We start from the raw sequence: 18533 nt of genomic DNA, 5'->3' as shown, positions 1-18533 counted from the left end.
TTTGATTTTTCTTTCTGCGTGCAAAGATAATATAATTTTTTTAAAACGTAACAATTTCGACTAAAAAATAGTGTTTACATTAAACTTTTTTTTTCTGGAAGCGTCAAAAATTCAAAATATAGTAGAAAAAAGTATCAAATGAGAAGATTATTAGTTTTGATGATGACCGTATCGTTAGCGGTTCTTTCAGTGCATGCGCAACGCATGGTTTCAGGTAAAGTGATTGAGCAGGATACACAGGATGCTGTTATACAAGCTACCGCCTCAATTCTTTCTGGTGACAAGGTGGTGTCTAATGGTGTAACAAATACCGACGGTGCATTCCGTGTTAAAGCCCCAAGCGATGGCCAATACACGCTTAAGATTACTTATGTGGGCTTTAAGACCTATACCAAGAAGATAACCATCAAGGATGGTAAGGATTTTAATGCCGGTACCATATCTATGTCGCCCGATGCCATCATGCTGAAAGGTGCTACTGTTACTGCTCGTGCATCTAAGGTAACACTGAAGGCCGACACCTTTGTATATAATGCTGCAGCATTCCGTACACCTGAAGGCTCGGTAGTCGAAGAGTTGGTAAAACGCCTGCCTGGAGCTGAGGTTAGCGACGATGGTACCATCAAGATTAATGGTAAGGAGGTGAAGAAGATACTTGTAGACGGTAAGGAGTTCATGACTGGCGATACAAAGACTGCCATCAAGAACCTGCCTACTAACATCATCGACCGCATTAAGGCCTACGACAAACAGAGCGATCTGGCTCGTGTTTCTGGTATTGAAGATGGTGAGGAAGAGACAGTACTCGACTTTGGTATCAAGCAGGGTATGAATAAAGGTATTATGGCTAATGCTGATATCGCTATGGGTACTCAGGACCGTTACTCTGGTCGTATCTTTGGCGGTATTATGCAGAGCTCTACCAAGATTTTCCTGATGACCAATGCAAATAATACCAATGATATGGGATTCCCAGGTGGCGGTGGAGGAGGCCGATGGGGAGGTGGTCGCCAAGGCCTCACCGCCAACAAAATGACAGGTTTGAACCTGAACTATGAGGGTGCCAAGCTCAAACTTGATGGTAGCATCCGTTGGAATCACAGCAATGGCGATGCTTTATCTAAGGTTTCAAAGGAAACATTCTATAGTCAGAACATGTCACAGTTTGGTAATAGCATCACTCAGAACTATACTCGTTCTAATGCATGGAATTTCCAGATGCGTTTGGAGTGGACTCCCGATTCGATGACCAACATCATGTTCCGTCCCTCATTCAGACTTAATTCTAACGATGGCGATCAGGTGAGCAACGAGGCATCATTCAGCGATGATCCATATAAGTATGTCAAGTCTCCACTTGCTGAGCTTGCAAAACTTAATGAATTGGGCCTTGTTGACAATACTCGTACCCAGACAAGCGTAACTTATGGCGATAACAAGAATGTTAATGGCATGTTGCAGTTTAACCGTCGTCTTAGCAACAATGGACGTAATATCACCTTGCAGTTGAATGCAGGATGGAGCGACACCAACAATCAGTCAATATCTAACAGCCTTATTAATTATTATGAAACTGGTGTTATTAATGGTGGTGATACAATCAACCGCTATACTATCACACCTAGTAAGAACTGGAACTATAGTGCCCGCCTCACTTACAGCGAGCCAATTCTCCCACGCACCTATTTGCAGTTCAGCTACCAGTATCAGTATCGTTATCAGAAGAGTGATCGTGGTACCTACGATTTCAGCGATTTGTCTGTTATCGCACCTTGGTCTGGAGGCTTCCGTTCATGGGATAGCTACCTCAATCAGTTTGGCGTGAAGAATATTGAGCCTTATCGCGACGAAAGCCAGAGTCGATTCTCTGAGTATCAGAACTATATCCATACCGCCGAAGTTATGCTGCGCATAGTTCGTAGCGCTTATACCTTCAATGTTGGTGTACAGATGGTTCCTCAGAAGTCGCACTTCATTCAGGATTATAAGGGCGTTCATGCAGACACCGTTCGCACTGTTACCAACTTTGCTCCTACCATGGACTTCCGCTGGAAGCGTAATCAGCAGAGTCAGCTGCGATTCATGTATCGTGCTAACACCAATCAGCCCTCTATGAGCGATCTGCTTGACATCACCGACGATAGCGACCCCCTGAACATCCAAAAGGGTAACCCAGGTTTGAAACCTTCGTTCACACAGAATTTCCGTCTTAACTATAACGACTATATCCAGAAGTATCAGCGTGCTATCATGACGTTTGTAAGCTTCTCGACCACGGCCAACTCAATTGCCAACAAGACAACCTATAATCCAGAAACCAAGGGACGTATCACTCGTCCTGAGAATATCAATGGTAACTGGAATGGCAATGTTGGTTTCATGTTCAATACCGCTATCGACTCAGCTGGATTCTTCAATGTTAATACATTCACCAACCTCAGCTATACCCACAATGTAGGTTATGTTAGCCCAGACCAGGTTTCTGATGCTGTTAAGTCGGTTACCAAGACCACAGGTATCATGGAGCGTTTGGCCACCAGCTATCGTAATGACTGGTTGGAGATTGAACTTAATGGAATGGTTAACTACAACCACAGCCGTAGCGAGTTGCAGGAAAGCAACAACCTCGATACATGGATGTTTACCTATGGAGGTATGATTGGCGTCACGGCTCCTTGGGGAACTGCACTCACCACTAATATGAATATGCAGAGCCGTCGTGGATATAACGATGCCTCGATGAATACCAACGAGCTCATTTGGAATGCTCAACTCTCACAGAGTTTCCTCAAGGGTAATGCGCTTACTGTTTCGCTCCAGTTGTACGATATTCTTCATCAGCAGTCAAATCTGTCGCGTGTAATCAATGCTTCTATGCGTAGCGATACCGAGTATAACTCTATCACCAGCTATGGTATGGTTCACGTCATCTATCGTCTGAACCTCTTTGGAGGCAAGGCTGGTCGTCAGGGCTTTGGTGGTCCTGGAGGCCCTGGTGGACGTGGTGGACGTGGAGGCCGTGGCGGCTTTGGTGGCCCAATGGGCGGAGGTCCCCGTGGCGGAGGCTTCGGTGGCCCACGTAGATTCTGATTTTTCAGACCACCCCTATCCCCTCCTACTCAGGAGGGGAATTTTTTTTCTGGCATAATTTCTTTTATCTCAGAAATTTTGTGTAACTTTGCAGCCCAAATAGGTCATGTGCGCATAAATGAAGCAAGCGATGATATTTGCAGCAGGGCTTGGCACTCGTCTCAAGCCACTAACCGACACCATGCCGAAGGCTCTGGTGAGGGTAGGGGGGCAACCGCTGCTTTGGCACGTGATACAGAAACTTAAACTTGCTGGATATGAGCGCATTGTGGTTAATGTTCACCACTTTGCCGAGCAGATTGTTGACTATCTAAAAGTCAATGATAACTTCGGCCTGGATATACGCATCAGCGACGAGAGCTGCCTTCTGCTCGAAACGGGTGGAGGCATCAAGAAGGCACTCCCGCTATTCGACCCCTCTGAGCCTATCCTGATTCATAATGTTGATATTCTGAGTAATCTCGACCTCAATGCGCTACCTACTGATGCGCCACTCCTTGTGGTAAGCCAACGCCAAACCAAGCGTTATTTGCTTTTCGATGATGACCTACGCCTGCAAGGTTGGACCAACATCGAAACGGGCGAGTTGAAAGGCCCCGTGGCCAGTGGCCAATGGGCAATGGTCAATGTTCAATTGAGAAAGCTCGCTTTCTCAGGCATCCACATGTTTCATCCATCGTTAGCACCATTATTGGATGATTGGCCAGAGCGATTCCCTATCATGGACTTCTATCTCAAGGCCTGTGGCGATCATCTCATCCGAGGTTACGAAGCCCACAATCTCCGTCTTCTCGACGTAGGCAAGCTCGACACCCTTGATAAGGCCAACGCCTTCGTCGACGCCCTCTAATGGTCAATGGTCAATGTTAAATATTCAATAATTAAAATATAGTATGACACAGAAGATTATTATTTTGGATTTCGGTTCGCAAACCACGCAGCTTATCGGCCGTCGTGTACGTGAGCTGGACACCTTCTGCGAGATTCTGCCCTACAACAAGTTCCCAAAGGACGATCCTTCGGTTATCGGCGTCATCCTGAGTGGTTCACCCTACTCAGTTCACGATCCTGAGGCGTTCAAGGTCGATCTGAGCCAGTTTGTTGGTCGTCTACCAGTATTGGGCATTTGCTATGGTGCGCAGTTTATTTCCAACACATTGGGTGGTAAGGTAGAAAAAGCCGACTCTCGCGAGTATGGACGTGCCAACCTCGAGACAATTAATCTCGACAACCCACTCTTCAAAGGTTTCGAAAAGGGCTCTCAGGTATGGATGAGTCATGGTGATACCATCACCGCCATCCCAAGCGACTTTGAGGTGATTGGTTCTACCAAGGATGTTAAGAATGCTGCTTTTGCATCAACTAAGCAGCCTGTTTGGGCCGTTCAGTTCCACCCCGAGGTGTTCCACACCCTTCAGGGTACGCAGCTCCTCAAGAACTTCGTAGTTGATATCTGTGGCTCTCGTCAGGAGTGGAGTGCTGCATCATTTGTCGATTCTACTGTAGCCGAACTCAAGGCTCAGCTGGGTAACGACCGCGTTATCCTCGGCCTCTCTGGTGGTGTCGATTCTTCTGTTGCTGCAGTATTGCTTAACAAGGCCATTGGCAAGAATCTTACCTGTATCTTCGTCGATCATGGTATGCTCCGTAAAAACGAGTTTACTCAGGTGATGGAGGATTATAAGGTGTTGGGGCTCAATGTGATAGGTGTTGATGCTAGTGAGAAATTCTTTGGTGATTTGGCTGGTGTTACAGATCCTGAGCAGAAGCGTAAAATCATCGGTCGCGACTTTGTTGAGGTGTTCAATGCCGAGGCTAAGAAGATTACCGATGCCAAGTGGTTGGCTCAGGGCACAATCTATCCCGATCGTATTGAGAGTCTCAATATCACAGGTAAGGTCATCAAGAGCCATCATAATGTGGGTGGTCTGCCTAAAGAGATGCATCTGCAGCTCTGTGAGCCTCTCAAGTGGTTGTTCAAAGATGAGGTTCGTCGCGTAGGCCGTCAGATGGGCATGCCCGAACACTTGATCACTCGTCACCCCTTCCCTGGCCCTGGTCTCGCTGTACGTATTCTTGGTGATATCACCCGTGAGAAGGTTGAGATTCTGCAGAATGCCGACGACATCTATATCCGCGGATTGCGCGATTATAAGGTTAAGCTCTCTGGCGAGGAAGCTCGTAAAGTTCTGGCCGCAGGTGTTCCTGCTCAGATGCAGGATGGCGAGATCGAGGTTTCGCTTTACGACCAGATCTGGCAAGCTGGAGCTATCCTGCTCTCTACTGTTCGTTCAGTAGGTGTGATGGGCGACGAGCGTACCTACGAGCATCCTGTAGCACTTCGTGCTGTTACCAGTACCGATGCTATGACTGCCGACTGGGCTCATCTGCCTTATGAGTTCATGGCTAAGGTTAGTAATGAGATTATTAATAAGGTACGCGGTGTTAATCGTGTATGCTATGATATTTCCTCAAAACCACCCGCAACCATCGAGTGGGAGTAATTTTATAATAATTAAAGACCTACGGATTTTACGGATTATACGGATTTATTATTATCCATTCCCGTAAAACTCGTAGGTCTTTTTTGGTGCCTTAAGAATTAATCCGTAAAATCCGTATAATCCGTAGGTTTAAAACTTTATTTATTCTTCAGCAAGTCACGGATCTCAGCTAGCAACTCCTCCTGTGTGGGGGCCTTTGGAGCCTCTGGTTCGGGTGCAGGCTCTTCCTTCTTGCGGTTCAGCTTGTTGATACCTTTCAGCATCATGAAAATACAGAATGCGATGATTACAAAATCAAGTATGTTCTGCAAAAACTGTCCGTAGGCAAATACCGAAGCACCAGCTTCCTGAGCCTCGGCCAGAGTCTTATACTTTACGTCGTCGCTCAGGTTTATAAACAGGTTTGTAAAGTCAATACCGCCCGTAGCCAGACTGATTACAGGCATCAGCACATCGCCAACCAGCGATGTAACAATCTTACCAAAAGCACCGCCGATGATAACACCGACTGCCATGTCCATCACGTTGCCCTTCATGGCAAACTCCTTGAATTCTTTAATAAATCCCATAATCCTTAAAGTTTAATGTTAAATATTTAATTTTTAATATTTCGCTCGGCTTTGCCGCTTGGCTTGTCCAAGAAAGTAAATGTTTGAATTGTAATGTGTATTTTGCAATCATTGGTTTTTGACCGCTGATTTTTACACTTTTCACTTTTCACTTTTCACTTTTCACTTCTTTTTTCAGTGATTTATGGTGCAAATATAGGAATAATTTTGTAACTTTGCATCCGAAATCAGAAAAATTTTGGTTTTCGATAGAAAAAAGTTAGTAATTATAGGTATAACCCATTTAAATAATTAAGTAAAATGACAAAAGTAGCAATTAACGGTTTTGGCCGTATTGGTCGTCTCGCATTCCGTCAGATGTTCGAGGCTGAAGGTTATGAAGTAGTAGCTATCAACGACTTGACAAGCCCAAAGATGCTTGCTCACCTGTTGAAGTATGACACCGCTCAGGGTGGTTTCTGTGGCAAGTTCGGTGAGAACAAGCACACTGTAGAGGCTGGTGAGGACTTCATCGTAGTTGATGGCAAGAAGATCACTATCTACGCTATTCCTAACGCTGCTGAGCTGCCTTGGGGTAAGCTCGACGTTGACGTAGTACTCGAGTGCACAGGTTTCTACACATCTAAGGAGAAGGCTTCTGCTCACCTCACTGCTGGTGCTAAGAAGGTTGTTATCTCTGCTCCTGCTGGTAACGATCTGCCTACTATCGTTTACAATGTAAACCACAAGACTCTGACTCCTGCTGACACTGTTATCTCAGCTGCTTCTTGCACAACAAACTGCCTTGCTCCAATGACAAAGGCTCTGAACGACCTCGCTCCAATCCAGAGCGGTATCATGACAACTGTTCACGCTTACACAGGTGACCAGATGATCCTCGATGGTCCTCAGCGCAAGGGTGATGTTCAGCGCGCTCGTGCTGGTGCTCAGAACATCGTTCCTAACTCAACTGGTGCTGCTAAGGCTATCGGTCTCGTAATTCCTGAGCTGAACGGTAAGCTCATCGGTGCTGCTCAGCGCGTTCCAACTCCAACTGGTTCTACAACTATCCTGCACGCTGTTGTTAAGGGTGATGTAACTGTTGAGAGCATCAACGCTGCTATGAAGGCTGCTCAGAACGAGTCATTCGGTTACACTGAGGAGAAGCTCGTTTCTAGCGACATCATCGGTATGAAGTTCGGTTCACTCTTCGACGCTAACCAGACAATGGTAAGCAAGATGGAGGACGGTAACTCACTCGTACAGGTTGTTTCTTGGTACGACAATGAGAACTCTTACACTTCTCAGATGGTTCGTACTATCAAGTACCTCGCTGAGCTGAAGTAATACCACTCAGATATATAAAATGAGCCACTCGATTTTCATCGGGTGGCTTTTTTGTATGGTGTTAGCTGTTATATACAATAATCCCCGCTAGGTGAGTAGCGGGGATTGCTGTTGTTTATATTACATCGTAACCTCTACGGTGTGTTTGCCGGCAGAGTAGGGAATTACGGTGCCATCAACCTTGGCGCCATCGAGGGTGATGCTCTTAATACCCTTCTGGGCTCCATTTGGATGGATGGTGATCTCGTACTCGGCATCGCGGAACTTACGGGTGACGGTGTAATCGGTTGCCGTCTCGGGCAGACATGGGTCGATGCGGATGCCATCGTAGTCGGGCTTGATACCCAGGATAAACTCGCTGACGGTGTACCACATCCATGCAGCGGTACCAGTAAGCCATGAGTTCTTACCCTCGCCAGGCTTGTAGGCATCTTTACCGGCTACCATCTGGCAGTTTACGTAAGGCTCTACCTTGTGCAGGGTCTGATACTTCTCTTCTACATACGAAGGCAGAATCTTAGCGTAGTGGCTCCAGGCATCGTTACCGCGACCTGCGATGCACTCACCGATGATGACCCAGGGATTGTTGTGGCAGAAGATACCTGCATTCTCCTTGTAGCCTTCGGGATATGAAGAAATCTCGCCATACTCGTAGATATACTTGGTGAAGGCAGGGTTGTTGAGCACCATTCCATGCTCGCACTCCAGGTACTTCTTACATGAGTCGAGACTCTTGGCCACCATGCCATCCTCGGCACCAATCTCGGCCATGGTACACCAGCCCTGGCTCTCGATGAAGATCTTAGCCTCGTCGCACTCGTTACTACCAATCTTGCGACCATAGAAGTCGTAGGCGCGCAGATACCACTCGCCATCCCAACCGTGCTTCTTAACAGCCTCAATCATCGCGTCTACAGCCTTCTGCATACGATCGGCTTCGTCGTTCTTGCCAATCTTCTTGCAGAGAGCTACATAATCCTTACCTGTTACTACGAACAATCCTGCAATCATCAAGCTCTCGGCCTTGGTGCCTTCGCTGACGTTCTCGGTAGTCTGGAAACTCTCGTTAGGATCCCACGAGAAGCAGTTCAGGTTCAGGCAGTCGTTCCAGTCGGCACGGCCGATAAGTGGCAACATGTGAGGGCCAAGGTTCTTGATGACGTGGTCCATAGAAATCTTGAGATGCTCGAAGAGTGTTACCTCAGAGCCTGGCTGGTTGTCGAATGGCACCATCTCGTCGAGAATAGAGAAATCGCCTGTCTCTTTGATATAAGCCACGGTACCGAAGATGAGCCAGCATGGGTCATCGTTGAATCCGCCACCAATGTCGTTGTTTCCGCGCTTGGTGAGTGGCTGATACTGATGATAGCATCCACCATCGGGGAACTGGGTTGATGCGATATCGATGATGCGCTGACGAGCGCGAGGTGGAATCTGGTGAACAAAGCCCACAAGGTCCTGGTTGCTATCGCGGAAGCCCATACCACGGCCTACACCACTCTCGAAGAAGCTTGCGCTACGCGAGAAGTTGAAGGTAACCATACACTGGTATTGGTTCCAGATGTTAACCATACGGTCGAGCTTGTCGTTGCCCGTGTGTACATTATATATATTAAGCAGGGCATCCCAGTAGGCGTTAAGCTCGGCAAATGCCTTGTCAACCTTCTCAGTGGTGTCGAGCTCGGCAATCAGGGCGTGAGCCTTCTTCTTGTTGATGACCTGAGGAGCCTCAAACTTCTCGTCCTGCTCGTTCTCGATGTAACCCAGCAGGAATACAAAGTCTTTGCTCTCGCCTGGCTTCAGTGTTACCTCTATATAATGCGAAGCGATAGGGCTCCAACCATGAGCATGACTGTTGCGAGGCTTCCCCTCCATAACTGCCTGAGGGTCAGCGAACTCGTTGTACAATCCAACGAAGGTCTCGCGATCGGTATCAAAGCCCTGAATATCGGCGTTTACATGATAGAAAGCATAGTGGTTACGACGCTCGCGATATTCTGTCTTGTGATAAATGGTACTACCCTCTATCTCTACCTCACCTGTTGAGAAGTTTCGCTGGAAATTTTCCATATCGGTAGCAGCATTCCAAAGACACCACTCCTCGAAGCTGAACAACTTCAGAGTCTTGGTTTCACTTGTTTCGTTCTTGAGTGTAAGCTTCTGAACTTCAGCCCACTTTTTGAGTGGTACAAAGAATAGAACGCTGGCTTCAATGCCATTCTTCTTTCCCGTGATGCGGGTGTAGCTCATGCCGTGACGGCACTCGTAGAAGTCGAGTGGAGTCTTGCAAGGTTTCCATCCTGGGTTCCATACAGTGTCACCATCTTTGATATAAAAGTATCGGCCGCCATTGTCCATTGGTACATTATTGTAACGATAGCGGGTAATACGGCGGAATTTTGCATCCTTGTAGAACGAGTATCCACCTGCGGTATTAGAAATAAGAGAGAAGAAATCCTCGTTGCCCAGATAGTTAATCCAAGGCCACGGCGTCTGTGGGTCTGTAATGACATACTCACGGTGCTGGTCGTCGAAATGACCGTAACGTTTCTGCTTTTCCATGTTAATTATATTTTTATAAAAATGTGATATCAGTAACGAATAGAGGTTGCAAAGTTACAAAAATTACTGATATGTACAAGACTTAGGTCAATAAAGCGTAATAAATGAGCATTATAATACCATTTTTTAATTAAATTGTTTGTTTTAAACAAAATTATTTATTATTTTTGCCACCGCTTAGGGGGAAAAGTTGATATGATATAATTAAACGTTGTTATTTTTATAATTTTATTAAATTTGTTATTACATGAAAAGAATCAGTTTGACCTTAGCCAGCCTATTCCTTTTTATTGGATTGGCACTGGCACAAACAAAGGTGACTGGTACCGTTGTAACCTATGAGGACGGTGAGCCCGTAATTGGCGCAAGTGTTCAGGTTGTAGGTGCAACAAGCATTGGTACCATCACAGACATTGACGGAAAATTTGCCCTTACTGTACCAGAGGGTAAGAAAACGTTGCGTATTTCTTATGTAGGTATGGAGCCATTAGAGGTGGCAGTAAGTAATAGGCCTCTGCGTATCCAGCTTCGCAACGACGACAAAGTATTGGATGAGGTAATCGTGGTAGCATATGGTACCGCTAAGAAATCATCGTTCACCGGATCGGCTTCTACGGTTGGTAGCCAGAGTATTGAAAATCGACCAATTACTAACGTAGCTTCTGCACTCGAAGGTAATGCTTCGGGTATTCAGGTAACAGCTTCTACTGGTCAGCCTGGTGAGGCTCCAAGCATCCGTGTTCGTGGATTCGGTTCGGTTAATGCTTCGAATGCACCTCTCTATGTTGTAGATGGTGCTATCTACAATGGAAGCATTTCTGACCTTAACCCACAGGATATTGAGTCGATGACTGTTCTGAAGGACGCTGCTTCTACATCTCTTTATGGATCGAGCGCAGGTAACGGTGTTATCCTGATTACTACCAAGAAGGGTAAAGGTAACGATGGTACCGGTGTAACACTCGACATCCGTCAGGGATGGTCAAACCGTGCATATAAGGACTATGCAAAGGTTGGCGTTCGCGATTATTATCCACTTCAGTGGCAGATGTTGAAGAACTCTTATGTTTCTACAGGTAAGTCAGAGGCCGATGCTTGTCAGCTGGCTACTAGCAATTTGGGATCAACACTGCGTGGTTACAACATCTTCAAGGGTGTAGCCGATGATGCTATTGTTGGTACTGATGGTTTGCTGAATCCTGCTGCAAATGAGTTGAAGTGGGGTGATGATCTGGATTGGGAAGATGCTGCTTTCAAGACTGGTTATCGTCAGGAGTACAACCTGAGCTACAGCACTAAGACCGAGAAGAGCGATACATACGCTTCAATCGGATATGTTAAGGATAATGGTTATATGATTAAGACCGACTTTGAGCGTTATAGCGGTCGTCTTAACTATAATGTTAATCCTGTTAAGTGGTTTAAGACAGGTTTGAATCTGGGTATTAACCGTACTATTTCAAACTATTCAACCTCTACATCAAGCAACTCTAGTTCATACTCAAACCTTACCCGCTACATTCGCGGTATGGCGCCTATCTACTCAATCCACAAGCACGACCTTGCTACTGGCGCTTATCTGGATTCTGAGGGTAACGTAACAACTAACCCTGCTGAGTATGTTTACGACTACGATGGAGACCGTCTCTCAGCTCCTGGTCGTGATGCTATTGCCGAGACCGAGCTTAACACTCGTGAGTATGTGAGAAATGCATACACAGGTCGTACCTATGCTACTGTATCTCCTATTGCGGGTCTTGATATCACCGTTAACTACTCTATTAATAGTTCTGACTATCGTCGTAAGGTATACGAGAACCCATACGTAGGTGATGGTACAGCAGGACCTGGACGTCTGAACATTACTTCAACCCGTTCTACTACTCAGACTCTGAACGAGCTGATTAACTACACCAAGGCTTTCAACGATCATCATATTGAGGCTATGGTTGGTCATGAGAACTATTCTTATAAATATGAATATGTGTACGGCATGAAGACCGAGGAGACTCTGAAGAATCTTTTCGAGTTTGGTAACTTTGTAAACATCAGTAGCCTGAGCTCATATACTGACAACTATAAGAAGGAGGGTTACTTTGGTCGTATCAACTACGATTATGCTAACAAGTACTATCTCACCATGTCTTATCGTCACGATGGTTCTTCTCGTTTCTCTAAGGATTGCCGTTGGGGTGATTTCTGGTCGTTTGGTGCCAGCTGGCGTTTGAGCGAAGAGGACTTTATGAAGGAGTTTAAGTGGATTGATAATCTGAAGATTCGTGCATCATACGGTGAAACCGGTAACGACGCTATTCTTGATAGCGATGGCGATTCTGATTACTATCCATATCAGACTCTTTACGGAATGGGTTATAAGAACTATAACGAGGCTGGTGCTTACTTTACCACTATTGCTAATTCAGGTTTGAAGTGGGAGACTCAGGTTTCTACTGACTTTGCTGTTGAGTTTGGTTTGTTCGATCGCCTCACTGGATCTATCGAGTACTTCCGTAAGGCTTCTAAGGACTTGCTCTTCGACGTATCTCAGCCTCTTTCAACTGGTGTGGGTTCTGTTATCCAGAATGTAGGTAAGGTTACTAACTCTGGTCTTGAAATCAACCTTGATTATAAGGTGATTAAGGAAAAGGACTATGGATTCAGCGTTGGTGCTAATGCTACATTCGTAAAGAACGAGCTAACTAAATTGCCTGATACCATGAAGGATGGTTATGTATCAGGTTCTAAGAAGTGGGTTGAAGGAAAGAGCATGTATGAGTTCTGGCTCCGTCAGTGGTATGGTGTTGATCCTGCAACTGGTGATGGTCTTTGGATTGCTGATCCCGACAAGTATCAGGAGGGTGGCGATACATATCTCACCATCGATGGCGTACAGCTTACAAACAGCTATAGCAATGCTAAATTTGAGTTCAGTGGACATTCTAACCCCAATCTGTTTGGTGGTTTCAACCTGAATGCTTACTATAAGGGCTTTGACTTTGCTGCAGTATTCTCATATCAGTTGGGTGGTAAGCTGCTCGATTATGGTTATCAGGATATGATGAGCACAGGTAGCTATGGACAGGCTATGAGTCCCGATCTACTGAATGCTTGGCAGAAGGCTGGTGATGTAACAGATGTACCTCGTATTGATGCTACTGCTGCTCATAACACAAACATCTCTACAGGCTACTCTACACGCTGGCTTACAAGCTCAGATTATCTGAACCTGCGTTCTGTAACTATTGGTTATCAGGTTCCAAAGCAACTCCTGAAGTATGCTAGTCTGAAGTCAGCTCGTCTTTCGTTTGCTGTCGAGAATCTGTTCATGCTGAAGGCTCGTCAGGGCTTGAACCCAATGGCTAACTACAGCGGTCTTGTTTATAACGAGTACATGCCTTCTCGCAACTTTACATTCGCACTTAATGTATCATTCTAATAATAAATGCAGATTATGAAATACAATAAAATACTGAATTTCGGAATGGCTGCTTTGTTGGCTGTTGGCCTAAGCAGTTGCGGAAAGGATTATCTGGATACAGTTCCTTCGAACGCTGTTTCTGAAACTTCAATCAATAGTTCGCTCGACAACCTATATATAGCACTGAACGGTATACATAAGGAGATGGTATCTCAGGAAACGGGTTATCAGTGTCTGGGTGGTGAGCCTGGTTTTATGTTCTGTCGCGATATTGAGGCAGATGATATTACCTGGATTACAAACACATGGTGTAAGGCCGCCTACTTGGGATGGTCATGCAATACTAATGAGACTTCTGGTTACAACTCAAGCTATTGGCGTATCTATTATCAATGGATTCTGAATGCTAATAAGATTATCGCAGGTGTTGAGGAAGCTCCTAAGACTGATGAGTCTCTTTATAATCAGGTAAAGGGTGAGGCTCTGTGTATTCGTGCATGGGCTCACTTCAATCTTGTACAGCTTTACGCTAAGCGTTATGAGGCTGGTGGTAACAACACTCAGGACGGCATCCCTTATCGCCTGACAGCTGCTACTGAGGAACAGGCTCGTAACTCTGTTGAAGAGGTTTATAAGCTGATAAATGACGACCTCGACGAGGCATGCAAGGCTCTGGTTGGAATTAATCCTGGCTATCACCACTATAGCGAGATGGTGGCTTGGGGCTTGAAGGCTCGTGTGGCTCTTGCTATGCAGAACTATAATAATGCTGCAACTTATGCTGCTAAGGCTATCTCACTGGCTGAGGCTAACGGTGGCGCTCTGATGGAAGGTGGCCAGCTGATGTCAGGCTTTGCTGATATCTGTACTGATACCAAGGAGGCTATGTATGCTGCACGTACTCCTGACGATAAGACCGTTTACTTCTATTCATTCTATGCCTACATGTCGTGGAACTTCAACGCCACTGCTATTCGTCAGGGTGTGAAGTGTATCAATGCTGATACCTACGATACCATGTCGGAAACCGACTTGCGCCGTGCATGGTGGGATCCAACAGGTAATATGAGTGTTCCCAAGAGTACCTTCGTTAAGCAGCCTTATCAGAACCGTAAGTTCACTGCTCGTTCTGATGCTAATGCAGTTGGCGATGTAGCCTTCATGCGTCTGGCCGAGATGTATCTGACTGAGGCCGAGGCTTTGGCTCGTGCAGGTAAGAATGCTGAGGCTCAGGAGGTATTCACCAAGTTCCAGGTAACCCGCGATCCGTCTTACGTATCAAAGGGTAATACAGGCGATGCTCTGGCTGAAGAGATTATGAATAGCCGTCGTATAGAACTTTGGGGCGAGGGATTCCGTTTCTACGACCTGAAGCGTCTGCACCAGCCTATCAAGCGTGGTCGTAACTTCGTCCAGACATTCTGTACATTCCTTGAGAAGGATGCCGATGCTGATGGTTGGGTATGGGAAATTCCTAAGAACGAGACCGACTTTAATAAGCTCTGCACCAAGAACTATTAATCAGTCGTTCTAAAAATACTTATGGAGCTGGAGAATAACTCTCTGGCTCCATTTTTTTGTTAACCGCAAGTTGGAAAACGCAAATTTGCGGAATATTTTTGCAAGTTTTTTGCTTTTTTACTTGTTTTATATTAAAAAACTTTGTACCTTTGCAGCCCATTTCGTGAGAAATGCCAATATTTAGTTTGGGAAAGACTAATTTAGTTCGTTTAAGTATTTAAGTAATTACTAGTATATTATAAAATTTTTATTATTAAATGAAAAGACTCAGTATGATGTTGGCCGGCTTGTTCCTGCTTGCTGGAATGGCTATGGCTCAAACAAAGGTTACTGGTACGGTGGTTAGTTTTGAGGATAACGAGCCGATTATTGGAGCAACAATCCAGGCTGTTGGCAATGCTAGCATTGGTACCATTACCGATTACGATGGTAATTTTACTCTCGAAGTGCCCGAGGGAGTGAAGACACTTAAGATTACCTATGTGGGCATGGAGCCACTCGAGGTGGCTGTCAGCACAAAAACTCTGAAAATTCAACTTAAGAACGATTCACAGATTCTCGACGAAGTAGTGGTTGTGGCCTATGGTACACAGAAGAAGACTTCGCTTACAGGTTCTATCCAGGAGGTGAAGAGTGAGGCTATCGAGTTGCGCCCCACTTCATCTGTGGCTTCGGCACTCGAAGGAACCGTTACTGGTATCCAGGTTAACAGCACCTATGGTGTTCCTGGTCAGGATCCCTCTATCCGTATTCGTGGTGTGGGAACCGTTAACGGCGATACTAATCCGCTATATATCCTCGATGGTGTGCCTTTCGAGGGCAACATCAGCGACTTGAATCCTGCTGATATCGAGTCGATGTCGGTACTGAAGGATGCTGCTTCTGCTGCTCTTTATGGTAACCGCGCTTCTAACGGTGTTATCCTGATTACCACCAAGAAGGGTAAGCAGGGCAAGTTGAATGTGTCTGTCGACATCAAGCAGGGTACCTATAGTCGTGGTATTCCCGAGTACGACCTCCTGCCCACTCGCGATTGGATGGAGGCTCAGTGGCTCAATATGAAGAACCAGCGCATGTCGGCAGGCGACGATGCCGCTACTGCAGGTGCTTTTGCTTCGCAGAATCTGATTTCAGAGCGCTTGTTCCTTAACATCTTTAATAAGGCCGACGATGCTCTGTTTACTGCTGATGGTAAGCTTGTGAGCGATGCACAGATAAAGGGTACCTATGGCGAAGACCTCGATTGGTACAAGCAGACCATCAAGAGTGGTTATCGCCAGGAGTACAACTTCAATGCCAATGGTGCTAACGAGAAGGCCGACTACTTGATGTCTGTAGGCTATCTCAACGAGCAGGGCTATCTTAAGAACTCTGGTTTCGATCGTATCTCAGCCCGTCTGGCTACCAACATCCAGCCAACCAAGTGGTTGAAGACCGGATTGAACGTTAACGTTACCCATCAGAATTTCGATGCCTCTTATGGCACTGGAACCAGTGGCTACACCAATCCGTTCAACTATTGTCGTAACATATCGCCCATCTATCCTGTTCATTTGCACGATGTGAACACTGGCGAGTATATTCTCGATGGTTTCGGACAGAAGCAGTATGATGGTGGTTCGTATGTCGATGCTAATGGTCAGACCATTGTTACACGCAATCAGTACCCTGATCGTCATGTCATCTGGGAGAACGAGTTGAATCAGGATAAGACCACTCGTAACACCATCAATGGTATTCTTTATGCTGATATCATCTTGCCTTACAACTTCACCTTCACCGTGAAGGGTAACCTGAACCTGCGCACCAATTCAGAGAATAGCTATGGTTCGGCTGTTATTGGCGATAGCAAGAGTGTTAGTGGTGCTGGTACTCGTAAGGATTATCGCTATAAGAACTACGCCTTCCAGCAGCAGCTGCATTGGCGTCAGGAGTATGGAGTTCATTCTATCGATGCTCTGCTGGGTCATGAGAACTACGATTATACTTATAACTACCTGAGTGGTAGCAAGCATCAGGAGGTGGTTCCTGGTTTGAACAACCTGAAGAACTTTACCAACCCTGTTGATGTGAACGACTATAATGAAACTTATCACACCGAGTCGTATCTGGGCCGTGTACGCTATGGTTACGACAATCGCTATAACATCGAGGCCTCGTTCCGTCGCGACGGTTCGTCTAAGTTTGCCAAGCATTCACGTTGGGGTAACTTCTGGAGCTGTGGTGCCAACTGGGTTATCTCTAACGAGAAGTTCATGCGTAAGTACGACTGGGTGAACTACCTGAAGCTGCGTGCCGACTATGGTGAGGTGGGTAACGATGCCGGAACAGGATATTATGGTTATATGGCGCTTTACAACCCCTCAAAGAACGATCGTGAGGGTGCCTTCTGGATTGCCCAGTTGCCTAACGAGGATCTGAAGTGGGAAACAGGTCAGTCGTGGGGTATCGCTGTCGATGGTCGCTTGTTTAACAAGCTGAACTTCAGCATCGAGTACTTCGACAAGCGCAACAAGGATCTGATCTTTAATGTTTACAATCCACTTTCAGCTGGTGCTACCAGCACCACAAGTGCCGAGTCTACCATTACCCGCAACCTGGGTACCATTTCTAACCGTGGTTTCGAGTTCTCGGCCGATATGGATGTATTCAAGACCAAGGAGTGGAAGATTAATGTAGGTGCCAATGTTACCTTTGTTAAGAACAAGATTGTGAAGCTGCCCGAGCAGAACAAGAATGGTATCATCGATGGTACCAAGAAGATTGTCGAGGGCAAGGATCGCTATTCGTTCTATACCTACACATGGGAGGGTATCAACACCAAGAACGGCCTCTCGCTCTATAAGTTCAACGATGATGACTACTTCTTCAGCGATGGCACTACCACCTATGGTAACAAGGATGGTAAGCAGATTACGGGCAACGACCTGAATGCTGTTGTGGTTATCAATGGTGTACCTTACAGCTATCTTACCACTTATGGCAAGCGTGAGTTCCACGGATCGGCCATGCCTACTGCCTACGGAAGCTTCAACTTCACCGTCAGCTATAAGGATCTCTCGCTCTACGCCATGTTTACCTATCAGCTTGGTGGTAAGGTGATGGATAGCAACTATCGCTCGCTGATGATGTCTAGCGGTACCCCGTCTTCGCTCCACAAGGATGTGCTGAAGGGATGGACCGTTGAGCAGGCTACTGCTACTGATGCTATCGATCCTAACGGCATTCCACAGCTTAACAACTCGGCAATGGTTGTAAGTGGTATGGAAGCCGATTTGAATGCTACTTCTTCTCGTTGGCTCACCAGTGCCAGCTATCTCATCCTTAAGAATGTAAACCTGTCTTATCGCCTGCCTAAGGAGTGGGTACGTAAACTCGAGCTCGAGGGCGTAACGCTTACCTTGGCTTGCGAAAACCTCTTTACTAAGACTGCCCGCAAGGGTATGAACCCACAGCAGAACTATGCTGGTACTCAGTCTAATACATTCGTTACACCACGTGTATTCTCAGCTGGCGTAAACATCAAGTTTTAATTGATAGTTG

9 protein-coding genes are annotated in these 18533 nt (G+C 46.1%); 7 read left to right on the top strand and 2 right to left on the bottom strand.

All coding sequences use genetic code 11. The features are described from left to right. The first annotated feature begins 138 nt into the window (after positions 1-138). The 3 genes from BUB86_RS09540 (at position 139) to guaA (ending at position 5594) form a co-directional block, all read left to right on the top strand. Positions 139-3090, top strand: a complete 2952-nt coding sequence (locus BUB86_RS09540; protein ID WP_073208819.1) for a TonB-dependent receptor — start codon at positions 139-141, stop codon at positions 3088-3090. 118 nt (positions 3091-3208) lie between these two features. Beyond that, positions 3209-3940, top strand: a complete 732-nt coding sequence (locus BUB86_RS09535) for a sugar phosphate nucleotidyltransferase (protein ID WP_073208817.1) — start codon at positions 3209-3211, stop codon at positions 3938-3940. A gap of 43 nt (positions 3941-3983) precedes the next feature. Then, on the top strand, positions 3984-5594 hold the full coding sequence (gene guaA / locus BUB86_RS09530) for a glutamine-hydrolyzing GMP synthase (RefSeq protein ID WP_073208814.1): 1611 nt from the start codon (positions 3984-3986) through the stop codon (positions 5592-5594). 137 nt (positions 5595-5731) lie between these two features. On the opposite strand, the gene mscL is transcribed toward guaA, so the two are convergent. Next, complete coding sequence (mscL, locus tag BUB86_RS09525; protein ID WP_073208812.1) at positions 5732-6163, bottom strand: large conductance mechanosensitive channel protein MscL; 432 nt, start codon at positions 6161-6163, stop codon at positions 5732-5734. A 300-nt stretch (positions 6164-6463) separates the two neighbouring features. Here mscL and gap point away from each other — a divergent pair, with 300 nt between their 5' ends. Then, positions 6464-7489 carry a type I glyceraldehyde-3-phosphate dehydrogenase gene (gap, locus tag BUB86_RS09520; RefSeq protein WP_027451058.1) on the top strand — a complete coding sequence of 342 codons (1026 nt, stop codon included), beginning with the start codon at positions 6464-6466 and terminating at the stop codon, positions 7487-7489. 120 nt (positions 7490-7609) lie between these two features. Here the strand turns inward: gap and BUB86_RS09515 are convergent, their stop codons facing one another. Next, the gene (locus BUB86_RS09515; protein ID WP_073208810.1) at positions 7610-10051 is read right to left on the bottom strand and encodes a GH36-type glycosyl hydrolase domain-containing protein; all 2442 of its coding nucleotides are present in this window, start codon (positions 10049-10051) and stop codon (positions 7610-7612) included. A 247-nt stretch (positions 10052-10298) separates the two neighbouring features. On the opposite strand from BUB86_RS09515, the gene BUB86_RS09510 reads away from it, so the two are divergent. The 3 genes from BUB86_RS09510 to BUB86_RS09500 all read left to right on the top strand — a co-directional run bounded on the left by BUB86_RS09510 (position 10299) and on the right by BUB86_RS09500 (position 18523). Next, positions 10299-13487 carry a SusC/RagA family TonB-linked outer membrane protein gene (locus BUB86_RS09510; RefSeq protein WP_073208808.1) on the top strand — a complete coding sequence of 1063 codons (3189 nt, stop codon included), beginning with the start codon at positions 10299-10301 and terminating at the stop codon, positions 13485-13487. A 15-nt stretch (positions 13488-13502) separates the two neighbouring features. Beyond that, positions 13503-14990 (top strand): RagB/SusD family nutrient uptake outer membrane protein, encoded by a 1488-nt coding sequence (locus BUB86_RS09505; RefSeq protein ID WP_073208916.1) that lies wholly within the window; start codon positions 13503-13505, stop codon positions 14988-14990. A gap of 257 nt (positions 14991-15247) precedes the next feature. After that, positions 15248-18523, top strand: a complete 3276-nt coding sequence (locus BUB86_RS09500) for a SusC/RagA family TonB-linked outer membrane protein (protein ID WP_073208806.1) — start codon at positions 15248-15250, stop codon at positions 18521-18523. The last annotated feature ends 10 nt before the right edge of the window (positions 18524-18533 follow it).

It is taken from the genome of Xylanibacter ruminicola (assembly GCF_900142525.1).
Lineage (GTDB): Bacteria > Bacteroidota > Bacteroidia > Bacteroidales > Bacteroidaceae > Prevotella > Prevotella ruminicola_A.
Note: the sequence above shows the minus strand (reverse complement) of the source record. Positions and strands in the feature narration are given on the sequence as shown.